The 20093-nt window shown below is 65.0% G+C and carries 15 protein-coding genes; 9 read left to right on the top strand and 6 right to left on the bottom strand.

The window, feature by feature from the left end:
• The first annotated feature begins 44 nt into the window (after positions 1-44).
• Genes ACFV4R_RS03145 through ACFV4R_RS03135 form a run of 3 tightly spaced genes read left to right on the top strand, consistent with a single transcriptional unit; the run spans position 45 to position 3718 of the window.
• Positions 45-1535 carry a GntP family permease gene (locus tag ACFV4R_RS03145; protein WP_377200997.1) on the top strand — a complete coding sequence of 497 codons (1491 nt, stop codon included), beginning with the start codon at positions 45-47 and terminating at the stop codon, positions 1533-1535.
• A 15-nt stretch (positions 1536-1550) separates the two neighbouring features.
• Positions 1551-2795, top strand: coding sequence for a CaiB/BaiF CoA transferase family protein (locus tag ACFV4R_RS03140; RefSeq protein ID WP_377200996.1), 1245 nt, complete (start codon positions 1551-1553; stop codon positions 2793-2795).
• Positions 2792-3718 carry a hydroxymethylglutaryl-CoA lyase gene (locus tag ACFV4R_RS03135; RefSeq protein ID WP_377200995.1) on the top strand — a complete coding sequence of 309 codons (927 nt, stop codon included), beginning with the start codon at positions 2792-2794 and terminating at the stop codon, positions 3716-3718. The genes ACFV4R_RS03140 and ACFV4R_RS03135 overlap by 4 nt, the downstream gene beginning before the upstream one ends.
• Here the strand turns inward: ACFV4R_RS03135 and ACFV4R_RS03130 are convergent.
• Positions 3705-4520 carry an IclR family transcriptional regulator gene (locus ACFV4R_RS03130; RefSeq protein WP_377200994.1) on the bottom strand — a complete coding sequence of 272 codons (816 nt, stop codon included), beginning with the start codon at positions 4518-4520 and terminating at the stop codon, positions 3705-3707. The genes ACFV4R_RS03135 and ACFV4R_RS03130 overlap by 14 nt on opposite strands.
• A gap of 138 nt (positions 4521-4658) precedes the next feature.
• Here ACFV4R_RS03130 and ACFV4R_RS03125 point away from each other — a divergent pair, with 138 nt between their 5' ends.
• The 5 genes from ACFV4R_RS03125 to ACFV4R_RS03105 all read left to right on the top strand — a co-directional run bounded on the left by ACFV4R_RS03125 (position 4659) and on the right by ACFV4R_RS03105 (position 9222).
• A complete protein-coding gene (locus tag ACFV4R_RS03125) occupies positions 4659-4943 on the top strand; it encodes a hypothetical protein (protein ID WP_377200993.1) in 285 nt (94 codons plus the stop codon).
• Positions 4944-5231: 288 nt separating this feature from the next.
• Positions 5232-6596 (top strand): SLC13 family permease, encoded by a 1365-nt coding sequence (locus tag ACFV4R_RS03120; RefSeq protein WP_377200992.1) that lies wholly within the window; start codon positions 5232-5234, stop codon positions 6594-6596.
• Between the two features lie 85 nt (positions 6597-6681).
• Complete coding sequence (gene leuC / locus ACFV4R_RS03115) at positions 6682-8082, top strand: 3-isopropylmalate dehydratase large subunit (protein ID WP_377200991.1); 1401 nt, start codon at positions 6682-6684, stop codon at positions 8080-8082.
• 11 nt (positions 8083-8093) lie between these two features.
• Positions 8094-8684 (top strand): 3-isopropylmalate dehydratase small subunit, encoded by a 591-nt coding sequence (gene leuD / locus ACFV4R_RS03110; protein ID WP_377200990.1) that lies wholly within the window; start codon positions 8094-8096, stop codon positions 8682-8684.
• Positions 8685-8988: 304 nt separating this feature from the next.
• Positions 8989-9222 carry a hypothetical protein gene (locus ACFV4R_RS03105; protein WP_377200989.1) on the top strand — a complete coding sequence of 78 codons (234 nt, stop codon included), beginning with the start codon at positions 8989-8991 and terminating at the stop codon, positions 9220-9222.
• 343 nt (positions 9223-9565) lie between these two features.
• Here ACFV4R_RS03105 and ACFV4R_RS03100 read toward each other — a convergent pair whose 3' ends face one another.
• On the bottom strand, positions 9566-10126 hold the full coding sequence (locus ACFV4R_RS03100) for a TetR/AcrR family transcriptional regulator (RefSeq protein ID WP_377200988.1): 561 nt from the start codon (positions 10124-10126) through the stop codon (positions 9566-9568).
• 52 nt (positions 10127-10178) lie between these two features.
• On the opposite strand from ACFV4R_RS03100, the gene ACFV4R_RS03095 reads away from it, so the two are divergent.
• Entirely contained in the window at positions 10179-12692 is a 2514-nt protein-coding gene (locus ACFV4R_RS03095; RefSeq protein WP_377200987.1) for an MMPL family transporter, read from the top strand.
• A 144-nt stretch (positions 12693-12836) separates the two neighbouring features.
• Here the strand turns inward: ACFV4R_RS03095 and ACFV4R_RS03090 are convergent, their stop codons facing one another.
• The 4 genes from ACFV4R_RS03090 to ACFV4R_RS03075 form a co-directional block, all read right to left on the bottom strand.
• Complete coding sequence (locus ACFV4R_RS03090) at positions 12837-14336, bottom strand: LCP family protein (RefSeq protein WP_377200986.1); 1500 nt, start codon at positions 14334-14336, stop codon at positions 12837-12839.
• Positions 14337-14467: 131 nt separating this feature from the next.
• Positions 14468-15352: a helix-turn-helix domain-containing protein gene (locus ACFV4R_RS03085; RefSeq protein ID WP_377200985.1), complete on the bottom strand. Its 885-nt coding sequence runs from the start codon at positions 15350-15352 to the stop codon at positions 14468-14470.
• Between the two features lie 51 nt (positions 15353-15403).
• On the bottom strand, positions 15404-16753 hold the full coding sequence (locus ACFV4R_RS03080) for a cellulase-like family protein (protein WP_377200984.1): 1350 nt from the start codon (positions 16751-16753) through the stop codon (positions 15404-15406).
• Positions 16750-20067 carry a DUF5107 domain-containing protein gene (locus tag ACFV4R_RS03075; protein WP_377200983.1) on the bottom strand — a complete coding sequence of 1106 codons (3318 nt, stop codon included), beginning with the start codon at positions 20065-20067 and terminating at the stop codon, positions 16750-16752. Before ACFV4R_RS03075 ends, ACFV4R_RS03080 begins: the two co-directional genes overlap by 4 nt.
• Positions 20068-20093: the final 26 nt, after the last annotated feature.

Genomic DNA, 20093 nt, shown 5'->3' with positions numbered 1-20093 from the left:
ATTCACATTACGACTTTGAGCATGGATCCAATGGAGGATTTTTCATGGAAGATTGGCAAATACTTGGCATCACCGGGGCGGTGATCGTCGGGATCGTCGTGATGATCCTTCGCTTCCGCCTTAATCCGGCAATGTCGCTGGTTATTGGTGCTTTGGCGCTGGGCCTGCTGACCGGTTTGGGGGCGGCCGAGACTACGAAGACTGCGATGTCGGGATTCGGTGACATCATGACCAAGGTTGGCCTGCTCATCGCCTGGGGCGTCCTGATGGGCGCCATCCTTAATGAAATGGGTGCCATCGCCAAACTGGTTGACAAGCTGCTGCGTGTCTTCGGGCCCAAGGGAGTGCCCTACGCGCTTGGCCTGACCATCGGAACACTGCTGCAGTCGATCTTCCTGGACGTTCTCCTGGTAATGAGCGCACCCCTGGCACGCCGGATCGCCCCGAAGCTGGGCAAGTTCGGCACTGCGAAAATGGCGACCGCGATGGCGATCAGCCTCGAATGCGGGATCGTCCTCATGGTCCCGGGAGTTGCCACCGTGGCGCTGGCGGGCCTCCTGCAGGTGCCCCTGGGCGAAATGCTCATCTTCGGCCTGATCGTCATCATCCCCACGATCATCGTCTCGATCATGATCATGAACTTCTTCATCCACCGGGGACTGTGGAAGCCCGAGACCGATGAGGAACAGGCTGTGGAGGAATCCCCCGCCCTTGAGGACAGCGACGGGATGGTCGTCCACGCGCACGCGCACGATCACAGCGGATCCCCGGAACACAGCCAGTCAACAACGGCGGCTACCCCGGGCGCCGCTCCGGCGTCCGGCCCAACATACAGCCGTGTCGGCCTGCTGCCTCACGACGTCCGTACCCCGGGACCGAAGACCCCGCGTGAACCGGGACTGCTTCTCATGTTCGGTCCCATGCTCCTTTCCCTCGTGCTGATCGCTTCCGGCGCCTTCCTCAAAATGGCTGGCATCACCAACGAGATCGCAGGCTTCCTGTCGACGCCTGTGGTGGCCCTGCTGATCGGTCTTCTGGGAACGAGCCTCGTAGCGCGGCTGACTATCGGCACGAAGCGGGTGGAGGCTGCCGTTGCCAACGGCTTCAAAGAATCCGGACAGATCCTGATCCTCACCGGCGCCGGCGGTTCACTTGCCGCAATGGTGGCAACAAGCGGAATGGGAGACATCCTCGGCAAGTACTTCTCGGCATCATCGGCCGCCCCGCTCCTGGTGGTCTGGGTGATTGCTGCCGTCTTGCACATCGCCGTTGGCTCAGTATCAATTTCAGCCATCACAGCTGCCGGTCTGCTTGCCCCCATCGCCCCCGCGCTGGGCATCAACCCAGTCCTGCTGGCGCTGGCCGCAGGGGCAGGATCAATGTTCGTCGTTCACGTCACGTCCAACACCTTCTGGCTGCTGCAGTCGATGCTCGGCCAGACAACCCGCGGAACACTGAAGAGCTGCACCTTGGGCGTCTCCGTGGCATCCGTTATCGCCCTGGGGTTCACCCTCGTCCTCAGCATCTTCATCTAAGAAGGAAGACCACCAATGACTATCAACACCGCCGTGGCCCCGCTTCAGGGTGTCCGCGTTCTGGAACTGGGTAACTACATCGCCGCCCCCACAGCCGGGCGCATGCTGGCCGACTTCGGGGCAGAAGTCATCAAGGTCGAACGCCCCCGTACCGGGGATGAACTCCGAAACTGGCGGCTCTACGCCGGCGACACGTCGATGCTTTACCGAACCATAAACCGGAACAAGAAATCCGTTGTTATCGACCTGCGGACCGAGGAAGGACGTCAGCTGGTCCTGGAACTCGCCGCAGCCTCCGACATCGTGCTGGAAAACTTCCGCCCCGGCACCTTGGAAAAGTGGGGCCTGGGGCCGGAGGTGCTGAATGAAGCCAATCCTGACCTGATCCTCACCAGGATCTCGGCATTCGGCCAGACAGGACCCATGGCGTCACGTCCAGGATTCGCCGCGGTCGCCGAAGCCTTCGGCGGCTTCCGTGAACTCGTTGGCGACCCCGACCGTCCCCCAGTGAGGGTCGGGGTTTCCATCGGCGACACGATCGCGGGCCTCTACGCGGCATTCGGGTCCGTCATGTCCTTGTTCGAGCGTGAGGTCAAGCGCGGGAAGACTCCTATTCCTCTGACCCACCGGATGATGGACGTCGCCCTGAACGAGGCAATGCTCTCGGTCACGGAGTCCCTGATTCCCGACCACACGGCCTTTGGCATCAAACGCCAGCGCACCGGTGGACGCATGGAAGGAATCGCCCCCTCGAACGCCTACCTGTGCCTGGACGGCAGCATCGTCGTCGCCGGCAACGGCGATGGTATTTTCAAGCGCTACATGGACGTCATCGGCCGACCGGACCTCGGCAACGATCCGGGGCTGCAGAGCAACGCCGACCGCTGGGAGCGGCGGGACGAGCTCGACGCCGCCATAGGGGAGTGGACACGACACCTGACCACCAAGGAAGCTCTTGCCGCTCTTGACGCCGCAGGTGTCCCTGCCGGTCCCATCTACACCGCCGCCGACATCGTCTCCGATGAGCAGTACGCGGCACGGAACATGATCCAACGGTTTGACGTCTCAACGGGTGAGGAAACCGTCTCCAATGTCGCGTTCCCCGGAGTCATCCCAGTCATCGGTGGACAATCTCTACCGATCAGGAACCTCGGCCCGGACCTCGGAGCGGACACCAAAGACGTCCTTGAACGGGTACTGGGAAAAACCGCCGAGCAGGCCGAAGCGCTGATAGTCAAAATGGAAATGGAAACGGTATGAACACGACAATTGATTTTCAGCTCAGGGACGTGACCCTGCGCGACGGGCTACAACTCACCGGGGGAATGCTCTCCACGGAACGTAAAGCGGAGATTGTCCGGTCGCTGCTGGCCGCGGGCGTGCCGGCAATAGAAATTGGTTCCATGGCACGACCCGACCTGGTGCCACCGATGGCCAACACTCTGGAACTGATCAGTGCCCTGACTCCCGAAGAACTGGAGAAGTGCTGGATATGGGTGGCCACCCCGCGCCATGTCGAGAAAGCGGCAGCTGCCGGAGCGGTGAACATGCAGTACTGCCTCAGTGTCTCCGACGCCCACAACCAAGCCAACATCGGCCGGACCACAGAGGCGAGCATGGCAGCTCTGCCTCAGGCGTTGGAGTACGCCCGCGCAGCAGATGTGGCCCTGCAGTTGTGCCTCGCCACCTCGTTCACCTGCCCCTTCGAAGGCGACATCGACCCGGCCCGGGTCTTGAAGCTCGTGGAAGACCCCAGGGCTGACGGTGTCAGCGATGTCGTCATCTGCGACACTCTCGGGCACGCAGTCCCGGAGCAAGTCGGTGACCTGATAGGCAAAGTACGGGCCGCTGCCCCTGGCCTCGGAGTAGTGTTCCACGGACACGACACATGGGGCATGGGAGTCGCCAACGCGATCGCCGCCCTGGACGCCGGAGCTTCGACCATCGACGGTGCACTGGGAGGGCTGGGCGGCTGCCCGTTCGCCCCGGGCGCCTCGGGAAACACCTCCACAGAAGACCTGCTCTTCGGCCTTCGCCCGGACTGGTTGAATCCGAAAAACTTCGCTGACCTTGTCCGGCTGGGCGAATCAATCACCCGCGAACTGCACGAGGACAACAGGTCCAAGTCAGCCCTTGGGGCCCGCTCGAAAGCGTCGGCCTTCCAATGGGTTATGCCGAGCTGAGCTTCCGGGCGGCAGGAAGGGCGCCTGTCGACGGCAGGCGCCCGCCGATCATCCGGGTAATCCGCTCTGCTCCCTCCAGCAGATCCTCCACCCACTGCTCACACACCTCCAGCGGCATCCGGAGAGTGGGACCCATGATCGTCAATGCACCGACCAGGTCCGCCTGCGGGTTGAAAACAGGGGCGGACAACCCGCTCGCACCCGACTCGCGTTCCCCTGTCGTCAGCGCGTACCCGTCCGCACGCGTCTGATTAATCGCAGCCTTCAGCGACTCCGTGTCGGTGATGGTGCTTTCCGTGAGCTGGTTCAACCGGGTAGACAGAACCCTGTCGGCCACCTCAGGGTCCCAGGCCAGAAGAACCCGGCCCGCCGACCCGGCATGCAAGGGCAGAATCCGCCCCACAGCCATATCACGCCGAAGCATATGCCGCGTTTCCGCCATGGAGACGCACACCCTGTACTCCATGGACGTCTGGAAAAAGCAGACGGTCTCCCCCAACCTGTCCCGCAACTCCTGAAGGACCGGCTTGATGATCTCAATGAGCTCGACCCCGTGCGTTGCCGGGGCGGCCCAGTAGGACATCTTCACGCCGACCCTGTACTTGTCATCAACCCTGTCAATGAAGCCCTGAGCAACCAGGTTCCCCACCAACCGCTGAACAGTCGACGTGGGAAGACCAGTTGACTCCCGGATCTGAGCCAGCGTCAGCTCAGGCCGGGCCAACGAAAAGGAATCCAGAATGTCACTGATCTTCGCTAAAACCAGAAGCGGTGCGGGTCCCTGCATATTCTCGGCAGCCATGCAGCAATTCTATGGTCTCGATCGGCCCCGACAGCTGACCGCCAAGCCCAACCCGTCCATCAAAGCCGGCTTCCAGGAAGTCAACGGAAGGCCGACGACCAACGCCACGGCCGGAAAAGGTTCATCAGGGGGCCCGTCATGACAGAACTGCCGCATGTCGGCCCGCTCAGAACCTATCCGTACCACGACTGGTCCAAGCTCCAAGGGGCAATCGTCGAAGTTCTCCATGATGGTGCCGTCGTCAGGGACGGGTACGTCGACGCAGCCACAGCCGATGGAACCATGCTGTGGCTGGCCCAGGAAGGCCCCTGGAACAGGATGCTCATAGACAAAGGTTCCGGCTATGAAATCAGGGTGGCACCGGATCAATTCCAAAGGATCCGCCTGATGGAACAAAGATTCTGCGCAACCGGCACCCGCTAAGGGAACAGCGACAGATCCCGGAACCTCATCTCCGGCGGCCCGGCACCACAGAACATCAAAAGACTTGCCATTACCGAAAGAAGGCGGTCCATCGCCCGGTGGATGCCGCTCCCTCTTCCTGCGCCCTTATGGTCAGGAAGACCCCAAACGTCGGCCGGATTCCCAGCGTGTCACGCAACAACAGCCCGAAAGCCGGGTGCTGGGAATCCGGCACGACATCACCACACCGCCGTGGTGGGAAACGCATCCTTGCATCCCACTCCCGTTTATTTCTAAGGGAAACAACTAATGACCCCTGAACTAATCTCGATCATCGTCCTGGCCCTTCTCTTCCTTGTGGCCACGGTCCGGTCGGTGAATATGGGCGTACTGGCTTTTGTCGCCGCCTTTGGTGTCGGCGTCGGATTCGCCGGCATGACCACCGACGAGGTCGTCGCCGGATTCCCCGGCGAACTTTTCCTGGTCCTGATGGGCCTGACCTACCTATTCGGCTTCGCTCAGCAAAACGGAAGCATCGACCTGCTGGTGCAATGGAGCCTGAAGGCTGTCAGGGGCAAAGTTGCCGCAGCGCCATGGATCTTCTTCGCACTCTCCGCCCTCCTGGTGTCCGTGGGAGCACTCTTCGCCGTCGCAGTGGTGGCCCCGCTGGCCATTCCATTCGCCCGCCGCTACCGCATCAATCAGCTCATGATGGGCATGATGGTCGTCCACGGCGCCCTGGCGGGAGCGTTTTCGCCGATCAGCGTCTACGGAGCTTTCATCAATGGCTACCTCGAAAGAGAGGGACTGCCCGTTGACCCCCTTGCGCTGTTCCTCGTGCCCCTGGCCTTCAACCTTCTCATCGCCGCGATCGTCTACATCACCATGGGCGGACGCCAGCTCAAAGGCATCCAAATTGGCGCGGACGGTTCCCGGTCCGGGGGAACCCCGGCAAGCGGTTCACCGCAGCCGCCGGCACCTGCACGCGGAACCGTGACCTCCGATGGGACCAACCCCCAGCCGGGCGGCACCGCTCTGCTCACCACACCCCTCCCTGAGCCCACCGCCAGCCACCGGGCGACTCCCTTCCAAAAGCTGACCCTGGCCGGACTGGCCGCCCTGGCCATTGGCACCGCCGGTTTCGGCCTCGACGTCGGCATCCTGTCGCTGACGATCGCCTCAGTGCTCGCCATCGTCTCGCCAAAGTCCGCCAAGGAAGCCATGACAAAGGTCAGCTGGCCCACGGTCATCCTCATTGCCGGCGTACTGACCTATGTCAATGTCCTGCAAACCGCCGGCACCATCGATTACGTCAGCTCCGGCATCGCCGCGATCGGCATCCCGCTCGTAGCGGCCCTGCTGCTGTGCTATTTGGCCGGGATCACCTCAGCCATGGCCTCCTCGGTAGGCATCATCAGCGTTGCTCTTGCCCTCGCCGTGCCCTTCCTGCACTCCGGAGCCATCGATCCAATCGGATTCGTGATCGCCCTGGCCATCGCCGCGACAGTAGTGGACGTCAGCCCGTTCTCCACCAACGGCGCCCTGGTCCTGGCGAACGTTGATGAAGCCGACCGGGACAAGTTCTACCGCCAGATGCTGATTTACGCCGGCATCGTCGTCGCCGCCGGGCCAGGCGTGGCCTGGCTGACCATCCTGGTCCCCGGCTGGCTCTAGCCCGCAGATACCACCCAGCACACACAATTCAGGATGCCACCGGCCAGCTACGGCTGACCGGTGGCACGCGAAAAGGAGACATCACATGGGATACACCCTTGCCGAAAAAATCTGGAACCGTCACGTCGTCCACCAACAGGCCGGTGAGCCCGACCTCCTGTACATCGATCTCCACCTCATTAACGAGGTCACCAGCCCGCAGGCTTTCGATGGACTCCGCACCGCGGGCCGTTCTGTCCGCCGGCCGGAGTTGACCCTGGGCATGGAGGACCACAACGTGCCCACAATCGGCGTCGATCGCCCCATCGCCGATCCGCTTTCCGCACTGCAGGTCCAGGCCCTGCGCCGCAACTGCACCGATTTCGGAATTGAACTGTTCCACATGGGCGGGATAGAGCAAGGCATTGTCCACGTCGTTGGACCCCAGCTCGGACTGACCCAGCCGGGCATGACGATTGTGTGCGGTGATTCCCACACATCCACCCATGGGGCTTTCGGCGCCCTTGCCTTTGGCATCGGCACGAGCGAAGCCGAACACGTTCTGGCCACCCAGACTTTGCCGGCGCAAACCTTCAAGACGATGGCCGTCACCATTGAAGGGGACCTGCCCCAAGGCACCAGCTCCAAAGACGTGATCCTCGCACTGATCGCCCAGATCGGCACGGGCGGGGGGCAAGGCTACGTGCTGGAGTACCGCGGCCCTGCCGTCGAAAAAATGTCCATGGAAGCACGGATGACCATGTGCAACATGTCCATCGAGGCCGGAGCCCGGGCCGGGCTCATCGCCCCGGACCAAGTAACCCTGGACTACCTGAAAGGCCGGCCCCGGGCACCCCAGGGCCAGGACTGGGACACCGCAGCCGACTACTGGCTTTCCCTTGCCACTGACGATGACGCAGTCTTCGACGCCGAAGTCACCCTCAACGCTGCAACCATCACCCCATTCGTCACATGGGGAACCAACCCCGGACAAGGCGTGCCCATCTCCGGCAGCATCCCCTTCCCCGAGGAATTCGATGACGAACGCGATAAGGCCGCTGCCGAACGGGCACTGGAATACATGGGCCTAAAAGCCGGAACACCGATGAAATCCGTTGAAGTCGACACCGTCTTCCTTGGCTCCTGCACCAACGGGCGGATCGAGGACCTGCGCATCGCAGCCCAAATACTCCAAGGCCGCAAGGTCAAAACCGGAATGCGCATGCTCGTGGTGCCAGGATCAATGAAGGTCAAGGCCCAGGCTGAGGAAGAAGGCCTCGACGAAGTCTTCAAGACCGCCGGGGCTGAATGGCGCTTTGCCGGCTGTTCCATGTGCCTGGGCATGAACCCCGACCAAGTCGGGGCAGGAGAACGCTGCGCTTCAACATCCAACCGCAATTTTGAAGGACGGCAGGGCCAAGGCGCGCGCACCCACCTGGTCTCCCCTGCAGTGGCAGCGGCAACGGCTATCCGCGGAACCATCTCCACCCCCGCCGACCTGAACTAGAAGGACAAGACATGCAACAATTCACCACCCACACCGGAACCGGCGTCCCCCTGCGCCGCAACAACATCGACACCGACCAAATCATCCCCTCACGCTTCCTGAAGCGCATCAGCCGCGCCGGCTTCGACGACGCCCTCTTCGCAGAATGGCGCAAAGACCCGGACTTCATCCTCAACACCACGCCGTACCAAGACGGATCCATCCTCGTCGCCGGCAGCGACTTCGGCATCGGATCCTCGCGGGAACACGCAGTCTGGGGACTTCTCGACTACGGCTTCCGTGTCATCATTTCCTCCCGGTTCGCCGACATCTTTCGCGGCAACTCCGGCAAAGCAGGCCTGCTGACCGCTCAGGTGACCGAACACGACGTCGAATACTTGTGGAACCTGCTCGAACAGGAACCGGCAACCAAACTGTCCGTGGACCTTCCAAACCAGACAATCACCACAGCTGATACCGTCATCCCGTTTGACATCGACCCATACGTAAAATGGAGGCTCACGATGGGCTACGACGACATCAGCCTCACCGAACGCCACCTGGAAGCGATCGCCCGGCACGAAGCCGCCCGCCCCGCATTCATGCCCCGCTGCAACGCCTAATCGCTTTCGACTCTCGACTCTCGACTCTCAAAGGAATGAAGGCAGGGCGCCTTCGGCAAAGACGGATTCGCCCGACAGTGGAGCTCCAGTCTTCTTCCACATCCTCCATTGACCGCTGGACATGACATCGGCGGCCCATCCACCCAGGGATCAGATGTCGCAGACCCACATCTAAATCCCCCCTACAGGAAGCCGTCGAACGGCAGCCAAAACCGCCTCAAGCCACTGTCAGCCACTAAACCCGGTTGGCCGCCACCGTCACCGGTGGCGGCCGCCCAGCCTTAAAGGAAGAAAGCCAAACCACGTGACGAAACACAAACACACCCACTGGGAAGACCTGATCGGCGCGCCCGTCGAGGTCCGCCACAACGGGCAGATCATCCGCGCGGGGATTGTCGACGAGGCCATGCCCGACGGGTCCGCCATCTGGGTTACCTCCGACAGCAGACAGTCACGCCGCATCTATGAGAAAGCAGAAGGGTTCTTGGTCTACGTCGAACCCCAACAGCTCACAGGAAAAATGGTTGCGAGCACCTGAACACACGAATCCGCCATCCCGCACGACAGCTACCTGAGTAGACAGAATAGGGCCGGATACTCGGAAGCGACTATCGATCTCGCCCATTCCTTCGGAGTCGTAGAGTTGTAAGGAGCCCTGTAGATATCGAGTACACCCCAGCCTGTTATCAGGGCGCCTGACATGGGAGGACGTGGCTTGCAGGCCGAGCGGTGAGATCTAGGGCTTAAGCCGATTTCCCGGCCTGTGGCTTTGGTGAGGCCGGCTTGCAGGACGATGTCAGGAGCGTCGACTCCTGCGTGCCGCCCCGGTCACAGGGAAAGGCTGCTCACCGGCGGGTGCCTGGGTCTGGCCAGCTCGTTCTCTAAGCGGTGCGGAAGAGGTATCTGATTAGTTCGCGGGGGGCGGGTGCGCGCCCGAGCGAGGTGGAGATGACGGCGCCGAGAATGGCGTGCCCGAGTTGTTCGATAGGAGCTTCCTGCGGCAGTTGTCCGTCGCGGGCGGCGGAGGCAAGGCGGTCGGTAAGGAAGCGATCTACGCCGAAGGCGGCGCTTAGGTGATCGCCGACGGCAGGATCTTCCGCGCTGGCCGCGACCAGTGATCTCAGCAGTGCTCCTCCGCCTGGGGTTTCAAGGACGGCCAGAACTTCTTCGAGCCACGTTTCCACGTCGGCTACAACGTCGCCTGTATCGGGCACACCGAAATCCAAGGGGAACAAACGCCCGTCGGTAAGAGTTTCTGCGATCAGGGCACCGCGCGTCGGCCACCACCGGTAGATGGTTTGCTTCCCAACGCCAGCCTCGCGGGCCACACCCTCGATAGTGAGGTGCTCATAGCCGACGGAATGGAACAGGCGGGCTGTTGCGGCCAGAATTGCCTCACGGGCCGCAGCGCTGCGGACGGGACCGGCACGGTGTGCTTTCATTTCTCCAGCTTAGATGTATCCGCTAGACGAGACGTAGCGTATTGTGAACGTCGTGGCCACTTTCCTCTTTCAAGTCGGATCGTTTGCTGTGCGCAGAGCCTGGGCGGTGATCATGTCTTGGGTTGCGCTCCTCGGTCTAGCCGTGTGGGCGTTCCTGGCCTTGGGCGGGTCCCTGAGCAACAGCTTCGATATCCCGGACACAGCCTCGGGAGCGGTGATCAGCCAACTGGCCGAGAAGCTGCCGGACACCGCTGGCGGTACCGGCACGGTGGTCTATCAGACTAACGGCGGAACCCCACTCACGGATGCGCAGAAAACGGCAATATCCGACGTCGCGGCCGGCGCGGCGGACCTTGACGGCGTCGCAAGGGTTGTTGACCCCTTTGCAGCCGTGCAGCAGCGGGCTGACCAGGCCCAGAAGCTTGCTGACGCGAAGGATCAGATCACAAAGGGACGCGCGCAAATCGATACCGGCCAGGCGCAGCTGGACGCCGGCATCGCACAGCTCGACTCGAGCCAACAGCAATTGACCGCTGCCCGGGCGCGGGCCGAAGCCGCTGGCGCCCCCGCCGAGCAGCTCGCCACCCTCGCCGCGCAGCAGTCGGCGCTCGACGCGCAAACCAAGGTGCTCCGTGAGCAGCAAACCAGGATCGACGCCAGTAGAAAGCAGCTTGAGGCTGGTGAAAAGCAGGCGCAGTTGGGATCGACTCTGCTGGGCCTGGCCCGCGGCATCGACGTCGTCTCAGACGACGGTTCCGCCGCGATCGTGAACGTTTCGTTTACCGAGCCGCGCCTCGACCTTTCCAACGAGGTCAAACAAGGCACCATATCCCACTTCCGGAACGCCCCCGTCGAGGGAACCAGCGTCAACTTCAGCGCCGACATCGCCCAGGACGTCCCCGAGATCTTCGGCGTCGGCGAAGCCCTCGGCCTCGTGTTCGCCGCGGTCGTCTTGATCGTCATGCTCGGCTCACTGATCGGCGCCTCGCTGCCCATCATCACCGCAATCCTTGGTGTTGGCATTGGTGTCACGGCATGCCTCGCATTCTCTGGGCTGGTCGACATGTCCTCCGTCACCCCGGTGCTCGGCGTGATGCTGGGCCTGGCCGTGGGAATCGACTACTCCCTCTTCATCGTCAACCGCCACCGCAAACAGCTTCTCGCCGGCGCGCCGGTCCATGAATCGATCGGACTCGCAACGGGCACCTCGGGAACAGCGGTCGTCTTCGCAGGATCGACGGTGATCGTCGCGTTGCTTGCGCTGAATGTCACCGGCATACCCTTCCTCGGCCTGATGGGTACCGTCGGCGCGGTGTGCGTCGCCGTAGCAGTACTCGTCGCCATCACGCTTGCCCCGGCCATTCTCGGCCTGGCAGGGACACGAATACTGCGCAAGAAGAAGCGGGCAACGATCAGTGACCGCCACAACGTCAAGGCTGTGAAACCCACGCCGACGGTCCGCGGGATTATCACGGCGGTGGCGTCGGTCGCGTTGCTGCTGGTGATCGCAATACCTGCTCTTTCGATGCGCTTGGGACTGCCCGATGGATCGAGCGAGCCTGCCGCCTCTACCAGCTTCCGTTCCTATGAGATCGTCAACCAGGAGTTCGGGGCAGGTGCCAACAGTCCGCTCCTTGTTGTCGCCACCGTCCCAGCAGGACTCAGCGGCGACGACATCCTGCAAACTCAGGTCGATATCGCCCAGACCCTACACAACCAAGCGTCAGTAGCGGCAGTCGTCCCCGTCGCGACCTCAGGTGACAAGCGCCTGCTCGCGTTTCAGGTCAAGCCTAACGGGGGACCCAACAGCGCCTCCACCGAGAAACTCGTTCAAGACATCCGTGCCCTGCCGCCGGTCGGCGACGACATCACCCTCGGCGTCGCCGGACAAGCAGCGATTAATATCGATATCTCGGAAGCACTCGCCAACGTACTTCCGCTTTATCTCTTCGTCGTGGTCGGGCTGTCTCTAGTCATCATGATCATCGTTTTCCGCTCACTCCTCGTCCCCTTCATCGCAACCGGCGGATTCGTCCTGTCGCTCTTCGCCACCTACGGGCTGCTCGTTTCCGTCTTCCAATTCGGATGGGGCGCATCGCTCATCGGGCTGCACAATACCGGACCGATTTTGAGCTTCCTCCCCGTGCTCCTGGTAGGGATCCTGTTCGGCCTGGCGATGGACTACCAACTCTTCCTCGCCTCAGGCATGCGGGAGGCCTACGTCCATGGATCACCCGCACGACTCGCCGTCGCGCAGGGCCTCCGAGCCGGACGCTCGGTGGTGATCGCTGCCGCACTCATCATGGTGTCGGTCTTTGGCGGGTTCATCTTCTCCGATTCGACGATTGTCCGCTCCCTCGGGTTCGGCCTCGCCTTCGGTGTGCTCATCGACGCCTTCATCGTGCGGATGCTCCTCATGCCAGCCCTCATGCACCTCCTTGGCCCCGCCGCCTGGTGGGTGCCACAATGGCTGGACCGCCTCCTTCCAAACGTGGACATGGAGGGAGCCGCCCTCGAGCGCGACAGCCTTAGTGTCCAAACCAGTGACGTCTCGATCACTAAATAGACCACACTCCAACCTGACGTCAGGGCACCCACATAAAAGAAGGCAGATTAGGCTCCAACTCTGAATTTCAGGACACAGCACCCAAAGGGTCCTAGACCCTAACCAGGCACTCACGGGGAAAACCCAGCAGCCTCACAGCACCAATTACCGGACAGCCTGGCACTTCTGGTCCTCGGCGGTCTGCGTCACCACGTCCCGGGCGCTGGGTGCGGCAACGGAAGGCTTGGTGCCGGACGTGAAGTCGATGCCCAGGTAGAGCTGCACTCCGTATACAGAAGGGTCCGCCTGGACCTTGGAGGCGGGCAGCCCGAAGAGTGCAGCCACGTCCGCGGCTACGTCGTCGAACTCAGGCCCGTAGTAGATGGTGGTCTCATCGGCCGGCTGCGCCTCGATCCGGCTGAGGTTGGTGAACCCCGCCTCGGTGAGGATGGGGATGAGGTCGTGGCTGCGGCCCGGAACGGTGGTGCCGTTGGCAATGAGCACCGGCTGCAGCCCCTTGTCGTAACCGGGCGACGGCGCCTCTGCCGGCGGAGCCTCCGAAGGGGCAGGCGCGGGTCCGGCAAGGTCCGCGCTCTGTTGCAGCGCGGCGAACAGGTTGCGCGCCGCCGGTTGGGACAGCTGCAGGCGGTTGGGGTCCGCGGCGGGAACGGTGGGCACGGTAATGAAGTTCACCCTGGCCGGGTCAATGTTCTTGAGCCGGTCCGCGATGGTCAGCAGGGCCGGAATCGAGGCGAGGCCTTCATCAACGGTGAGATTGCGGGTGACGGTATCGGCGATGCCCAGGACCTTCTGCGGGTTCCGCAGCGTCCCTTCATCCTTGAGCTTGCGGGTCAGCGACCCCAGGAAAGCCTGCTGCGCCTGGATCCGGCCCAGGTCCCCGCCATCAGCGAACGCATACCGGGTCCGCAGGAACGCCAGCGCCTGGTCCCCCTGCACGCTCGAGGTCCCCTCCGGCAGGCGCAGCCCGGAATCGGGGTCGAACACCGCCGCGTCCACGCAGACGTCCACGCCGCCCACAGCGTTGGAGAGCTCCTTCACCGAGTTGAAGTCGGCCATCATGAAGTGGTCGATCTCGAAGCCGGTCACCTCATTGACGGTGTCCACGGCGCAACCGATTCCCGCCTCGGCCATGGCGCTGTTGATCATTGCCCCGGGGCGCGCCGCATACCGCCGGTCCGTGTCCTGGTCCTCGCAGGACGGCACGTCCACCAGGAGGTCGCGCGGGAAGCTGATGACATTGACGTCCTGGTTGTTGGCCGAGATGTCCAGCAGCATCATGACGTCCGACTGCCCGTAGCCGGAGGACTGGTCCGCCGTCCCGTACGCAGCGTTCTTCCCGTCCCGGGTGTCAGTGCCCAGGATCAGGACCTGGAGCCTGTCCGTCCGATCATCCACCGGGCCTTCGGACCGCTGACCGCCGGCCCCCAACGCCGACGACTTGATGTTCGACTGCAGCCGGAACGCCCAGTAGCCTCCGAACACCACAGCAGCCACCAGGAGCACAGCCACGGACGCACCGGCAATCAGGAGCCACCGCGGCACGCGCCTGCGCGAATACCGGGCGCTCCCCTCGGCCAGCTTTCCTTGGCCCGGATAGCGCGCGGCCGCGGGGTCGGAGTTTTCGGGGCGGGGCGTGCTGTCCAACAGAAGAACCTTTCGGGGGTTGACCGCGCCCCACGCTACAAGGCCCCGTCCCGCGGTTCACGCCCCTCCGCGGGCAACCAGGGATCCGTTGCCGAATGGTTACCTCGGCGAACCACACAAAGAAACAGGGCCTACCCCTTGCACAAGGCCCGGTACGCACTGGGGCTCACCCCATGCAGGCGCCGGAACTGGCGGGAGAAATAGAACTGGTCCTGCAACCCGATCTCGCGGCCCACCTCGGCAATGGGCAGGTCCGTGGTGTCCAGCAGCAGCCGTGCCCGCGCCATCTTCAACGCCGTATGGTGCGCCAGCACTCCCCCGCCCGTCGCCTCCCGGAACAGCTTGCTCAAGTACGACGACGACACCCCCACCAGCGCCGCAAGATCGGCCAGTCGGACCGAACCGTCCACCCGGTCCTCCAAATAGTTCATCGCCTGCTGCAGCGGCGTCCCCTTCTCCGGCAGCCGGCGGTCGATGGCCAGGGCGGTCAGCAGCCGCCACGCCATCCCGGCAGTGGCCACCAGCCTGGCCGGCGACTGGTCCTTCTCCAGCGCGGCGATGATCTCGTCCAGCATCGCCGTCAGCCGGTCCGCCGCCACCAGCGGAATGACCTGCGCGCCCCGCACGGCCGCCCCGTCCAGCAGGTCAGCCACATCGGCACCCCGCACATGGCACCCCCAGATAGTCCACGGGTCGCCCTCCGCGGCACCGTACGCGTGCGCCTCACCTGTTCCGCCGGGAAGTACGACGGCGGTGGCCGCACCCACGGCGGTCCGCACCCCGCCGGTTTCCACCCACCCCGTGCCCGCCACGCACAGGATCACGATGGTTTCCGCCGCGCCGTCCGGCCGGTGCCGGCCGTGGTCGGCGGCCGCGGGAAAGACGCCGGCGTCGGTAACCACCAGGTGCCGGGTGATGGGACGCCTGAGGGCATCGCGGACCAGCGGCCGGGGCACCACCACCAGCCGCTGGTTCTGGAATCCCGTGGCACGCGCCAACCTGTCCCCCTCAGTCACGGAATGTCCATGATAGAACGGGCGCCTGGAGCCAGGACGGGATAACGCAGCTCAGCTGGCCGGATAGCCGAGGATCAGATCGTTCATGCTTCGCTGCCACTCAGCGTCAGCCCACATGGGGTGGTGCGGCGCCGCGTTGGAACACAAAACCATCCCCCACACCCCGTGCGCCAGCGCCGTGCGGATGCCGTGCTCGGCCAGCTCCCGCCCCGCCGGCCCCTCCTCGAACCCGCCCTGCAGCGGCGTGTAGCCGATCCACCCCTCACCCACCACCGCGGGCACACCCTTCCACCGGGCCCACGCGGCGATCGCCACCACCCGAGATTCGATCTCCCGCCGCATCACCTCCCGGTACGGCCCGTACTCGTGGTCCAGCCACGCGTCCCAGGCCGCGGGATCGATCCAGTCATAGCCGTAGAACATCTGGTCCGTCACCACGGTGGCCCGGTACTTCCAGGGCACCAGCCGCCCGTACTCAGCCAGCGAGGGAGCGTCAGCCCGCAGCAGCGACCGCAAAGCAGCATTGGGAAACCCGTCGGTCCCCTCGGACCGGATATCGATGCGCTGCTGCAGCGCATCCAGAACCCCATAGCTGTAGACGTGGAACTGGGCGGCACCCAGGCCCTCCGGAACGGTGTGCATGGCCAGGTGCGGTGGCTTGCCGTAACTGGCCGTCACCAGCAGGTCCGGGTGCAGCTGCCGCAGCCGCTGCACCTGCTCCGTGCCGCCGTCGGCCAGCGCCGGAAGGATGGAGAAATCCACCTCGTTGTGCAGTTCCACCATGGCGATCCGCTCCCGGTGCCCGGCCTCGGACAGCGCGCGGACCAGCCGGTCCCAAGCATCGGCCAGGACCCGGTACCGGTCGCCCAGAGGGACGGCGTCGATGGCCTCGAACCACCGCGGCGACGCCCCGAAAACCGGCGACTGCTGGTACTCCCAGCTGGCCAGGAGGATCACCAGCCCATGCCGTTCGGCGGCGTTGAACAACCCGAGGAGGCGCTCGCGCAGGTTCAACCGGTACCCGCCGGGTGCGTCGTACCAGCGCGTACCGCGGCCGTAGATTTCGCCGTCGGGCGCCCTGCCGAGCCCCTCGATCTCGAGGTCCTCAGCGAGCGCGTCGAGTCCGAGCCCGCCGAAAAGCAGCAGCGGCGCCGCGCAGATGCGGATGGCGTTGTACCCGAGCTCCGCGGCCCGCGCACACGCAGCGTCGAGGTCCGCGTACGGGCCGCCGTCCTCGGCGCGGGTGTACCAGGAAAAGTCCCAGAGGGTGATGGCCAGCCGGGGCGGAAGGTGCGACGGCGGCGCTCCGGTCAGGGAGCCCGTGTCACCTTCCACGGTTCCAGACCCCAGGTAGCGGGGTTCTTCAGTCGCGGAGGTTTCAGTTCCCGGATATTCGGTCACAGTGCTGCCCCTTCTTTCGTACCGGCATGCGCGGCCAGCAGGCGCCCCTGACCAGCGAGTTGCCGGAGGTGCGCGGCTGCCGCAGCCCGGGAACCGGCGGTATCAGTGTTAAAGAGGAGCAATTCGGGCAGCGACGTCGCGAAGTAGTCCGGCGCTGCGGGTGCGGAGTCCAGTTCATCAGCCCGGGCCTCCAACTCCCGCCAGATGTCCTCGGCGCCGTCCGGCAACCCCAGCCGAAGGAACGCAATGCCCCGCCAGTAGTCCACAGGACCCACCGGACGCCGGTCCACCGCCAAAGGACCGCCCTGCAGGAGCGCGCGGTTGTACGCCTCCTCCGCTCCAGCAGCATCGCCGGCAAGCTCCAGCGCGTCCCCCAGTGCCACGAACCGCTCGGCCATGCTGTCCGCCGGATGCCGGCCCTCGCCCAGGTTCGCCGGGGCCTCGATGCCGTCCCGCAGGAAGGCGGCTGCCGCCGTCGGGCCCTCCTCCATGAGGACCCGGGCATGCTGGACCGCGGCCCGGTCGTAGGCCGCGAGCGCCAGCCCCTCACCGCCCTCGAAGGGCTGGAAGCTGCGGGACGCAAGGAGGGCCAGCGCGTCCGCTGCCCGTCCGGCATCAGTCAGCAGGTTGGCGTAGAGGATGGCGAGGTCGTCCCGGTCCAGGACGGCCGGTCCGTGCTGCTCGATGGCAGCGATCCGCTCCGTGGCCGGCAGCCCGCGGATCTCCGCCAGGACGGCCCGTTCGAACACCAGCCGGGCATCGTCCGGGGCCAGTTCCAGGGCACGGCCGAAGTACCGGTCGGCAACTCCTGCCTCCCCGCCCGTGTTCACCGTGGCCAGGGCGGCATTCCGCCACACCACGGGGTCCTGCGAACCGTGGGCCATGGCCTTTTCCAGGTGCGCCAGCGCATCAGCGGTCCTCCCTGCGTCCAGCAGCCAGCACCCCAGCAGCCCGTGGGCCACCCTGTCCTTGGGATCGGCCTCGAGCGCCCGGTGCAGCGCATCGAAGTCGTCCAGCCCGTACGGGAACGCATACGTGGTGTCCGCGCGCCGCGCCGTGGCCCGCTCCGCGGCGGCGGCCTCCGGGTCCAGCATTTCCTCGAGCCAGCTGGCGCGCAGGTAGCGCCGCAGCGGGCCGGGGTTGCCGAAGGCCGGGTGGGCGTCTGCGGGTTCCGCACTGCGGGTCAGGTCAAGGGCACGCTGCCACTGCCCCGCCCGCGCCAGCCAGCACGCCACCGCCAGGCCGGTCTTGGCATCCGCTGTCTGCAGGGTTCCGGCGAGGGCCTGCGCCACCGGGTCCAGCGGATCCGACGCCAGGATGTCCGCCAGCAGCGCGGCGCTCTCCGTGGGCCGCCCCAGCTGTTCGAGTGCCAGGTACCTCAGGTGCCCGGCTTCCGGGCTGGTTGCTTCCGTTGCGAGCGCCGAAGCTGCGTGGCGGAGCGCCTCCGCTGCATCACCGGAGCGGAGGGCCAGCCGGGCGAGGGCCAGGTGCGCCGGGTGGGCCCAAGCCCGGTCCCAGGCAGCCTTTCCGAAGCGCTCCCGGGCTTCCTCCAAATGGCCGGTCCGCTCGAGGACCAGGCCCAGCCGGTAGCTGGCTTCCCCGCTGGGCGGGTTCAGGTTCCGCCGGGTCAGCCGGGCGAGGGCGTTCTCCAGGAGGTCCCGGGCCTGGGCATAGTGGCCGGTGCGGTACCTCGCGGCCGCGAGCGCGGTGGAGGCACGGGAGTCCAGCGGATCCCGGCGCAGCATCTCCTCGAAGTACGGAAGGGGTGACCGGGTGGGGTGCCGGTTCTGTTCCAGGTGCGTTCCGGTGATGAACAGCTCGTCCATGCTGTCCATGTCCTGCGGCTGCGCCGGCTCGGTGGCGGTCCACGGTTCGGGGTTCTCCGCGGGGCGCCGCGGGGTCCACGAGATCACTTCCGTGCCTCCGTCCATGACCCGCAGCGTCAGGTCGGTGCCGGCGGCGGGCACGGGCAGATGAAGCGTGGCGGTAAACGGATGGGCGGGCGAGAGGACCGCGGCCCAGGTGTGGAGCGTTGCCTCCCCGAGCCTGAGCTCGATCCGCGCGTCCCTGCGTGCGGTGGCGGAAACGCCCACGGTGGCGGTGCGGCCCGCGTCATCCAGGGAAAGCGCGACGGCGGCGTCCAGGTTTGCCTGCTGCGCCGGGCCCATCTGCCGGATGGGGTACCAGTACTGGCTGAAGGTGCGCGTCTCACCCGGGGCGAGGTAGCTGAAATCGGGCTGGTTGTCCGTGAAGACGCCGGCCATCAACTCCACGTACGGGCCGTCGTCGTCCGTTAAATGCCTGTCCCAGGCGGTGCCCACCGGGCCGGTCCCCCACGTCCACTGCTTCTTGCCGGGGGCGATCCTGCGGTCTGCCCAATGGACGAACCCGGCCCCGGCGGCATGGTCGTACCCGCCGAAGAAGCTGTCCCGGGTGTCCGTGACCATGTAGGAGGTGGGGACGGGGATGTTGGCGTAGAAGTCGAGCCTGTCCGCATCCGGCCGGCCCGCGTCACCGGCGCCGGCTGCCGCGAGCGCCGGGTAGTCCACGCCGTAGTACGGCCGGTCCGCGCGTGGAAAGGCGGTGACGGCGCGGCGGGCGTGGTCCGCCACGTGGGTGACGTCCGTGGGGAAGAAGGACTGGTACCTGTCGTGCACCCGGGCGGCGACGTTGGCCCACCAGAGGAAGGTCTGCGGCTCGTCGGTCCGGTTGTGGAGCCGGGCCTCCACCTCAATGAGCGAACTGCCCGGCGTGAGCCGGACGCCGTGGGTGCCGCGCATCCGCTGCAGCGGGTCAAGGTCGCTGTGCCAGACGGTGACGCTGCCGTTCCCTGAGCGCTCGACGGCGGTGTCCACGGGGAGGAAGGTGGCCGGCCGGTGGTGCTGGGGCCAGTTGAACTCCACCCCGCCGGAGATCCACGGCCCGGCGAGGCCCACCAGTCCGGGCTTGATCACGTTGTTCCGGTAGAAGAAGTCGTACCCGGCAGTCTTGTCGTACCCGATGTGGATGCGGCCGCCGATCTCCGGGAGGAGCATCAGGCGGACATACTCGTTCTCCAGGTGGATGGCCTGCCACAGCCGGGGCTCCTTGTCCGCCCCGATGCTGTCGATGAACGGCACCGGATACACCTTGCCGCTGGAGCCCTGGTACACCCGCCGGTCCAGGAACAGCGGGTACCGGTCGGGCTTACCCGGCGCGTAGGTGTCGATCAGCACCGGTTCGCTCCAGCAGGCCACACCGCCCGCGTCCAGGATGTCCTGCTGATTCTGCGGGGCATCGGGCAGGACAATCGTGCTCTTCGCGTCATTCGTCACCACTACAGGCTATGAAGGGCGGACAC

This window comes from Pseudarthrobacter sp. NPDC059871 (assembly GCF_042731175.1).
GTDB lineage: Bacteria > Actinomycetota > Actinomycetes > Actinomycetales > Micrococcaceae > Arthrobacter.
Note: the sequence above shows the minus strand (reverse complement) of the source record. Positions and strands in the feature narration are given on the sequence as shown.

Coding starts and splice junctions, on each gene's coding strand:
- ACFV4R_RS03100 (WP_377200988.1), bottom strand. CDS start 10,126: ATGAAAGCACACCGTGCCGGTCCCGTCCGCAGCGCTGCGGCCCGTGAG.
- ACFV4R_RS03145 (WP_377200997.1), top strand. CDS start 45: ATGGAAGATTGGCAAATACTTGGCATCACCGGGGCGGTGATCGTCGGG.
- leuD (WP_377200990.1), top strand. CDS start 8,094: ATGCAACAATTCACCACCCACACCGGAACCGGCGTCCCCCTGCGCCGC.
- ACFV4R_RS03120 (WP_377200992.1), top strand. CDS start 5,232: ATGACCCCTGAACTAATCTCGATCATCGTCCTGGCCCTTCTCTTCCTT.
- leuC (WP_377200991.1), top strand. CDS start 6,682: ATGGGATACACCCTTGCCGAAAAAATCTGGAACCGTCACGTCGTCCAC.
- ACFV4R_RS03130 (WP_377200994.1), bottom strand. CDS start 4,520: ATGGCTGCCGAGAATATGCAGGGACCCGCACCGCTTCTGGTTTTAGCG.
- ACFV4R_RS03140 (WP_377200996.1), top strand. CDS start 1,551: ATGACTATCAACACCGCCGTGGCCCCGCTTCAGGGTGTCCGCGTTCTG.
- ACFV4R_RS03125 (WP_377200993.1), top strand. CDS start 4,659: ATGACAGAACTGCCGCATGTCGGCCCGCTCAGAACCTATCCGTACCAC.
- ACFV4R_RS03135 (WP_377200995.1), top strand. CDS start 2,792: ATGAACACGACAATTGATTTTCAGCTCAGGGACGTGACCCTGCGCGAC.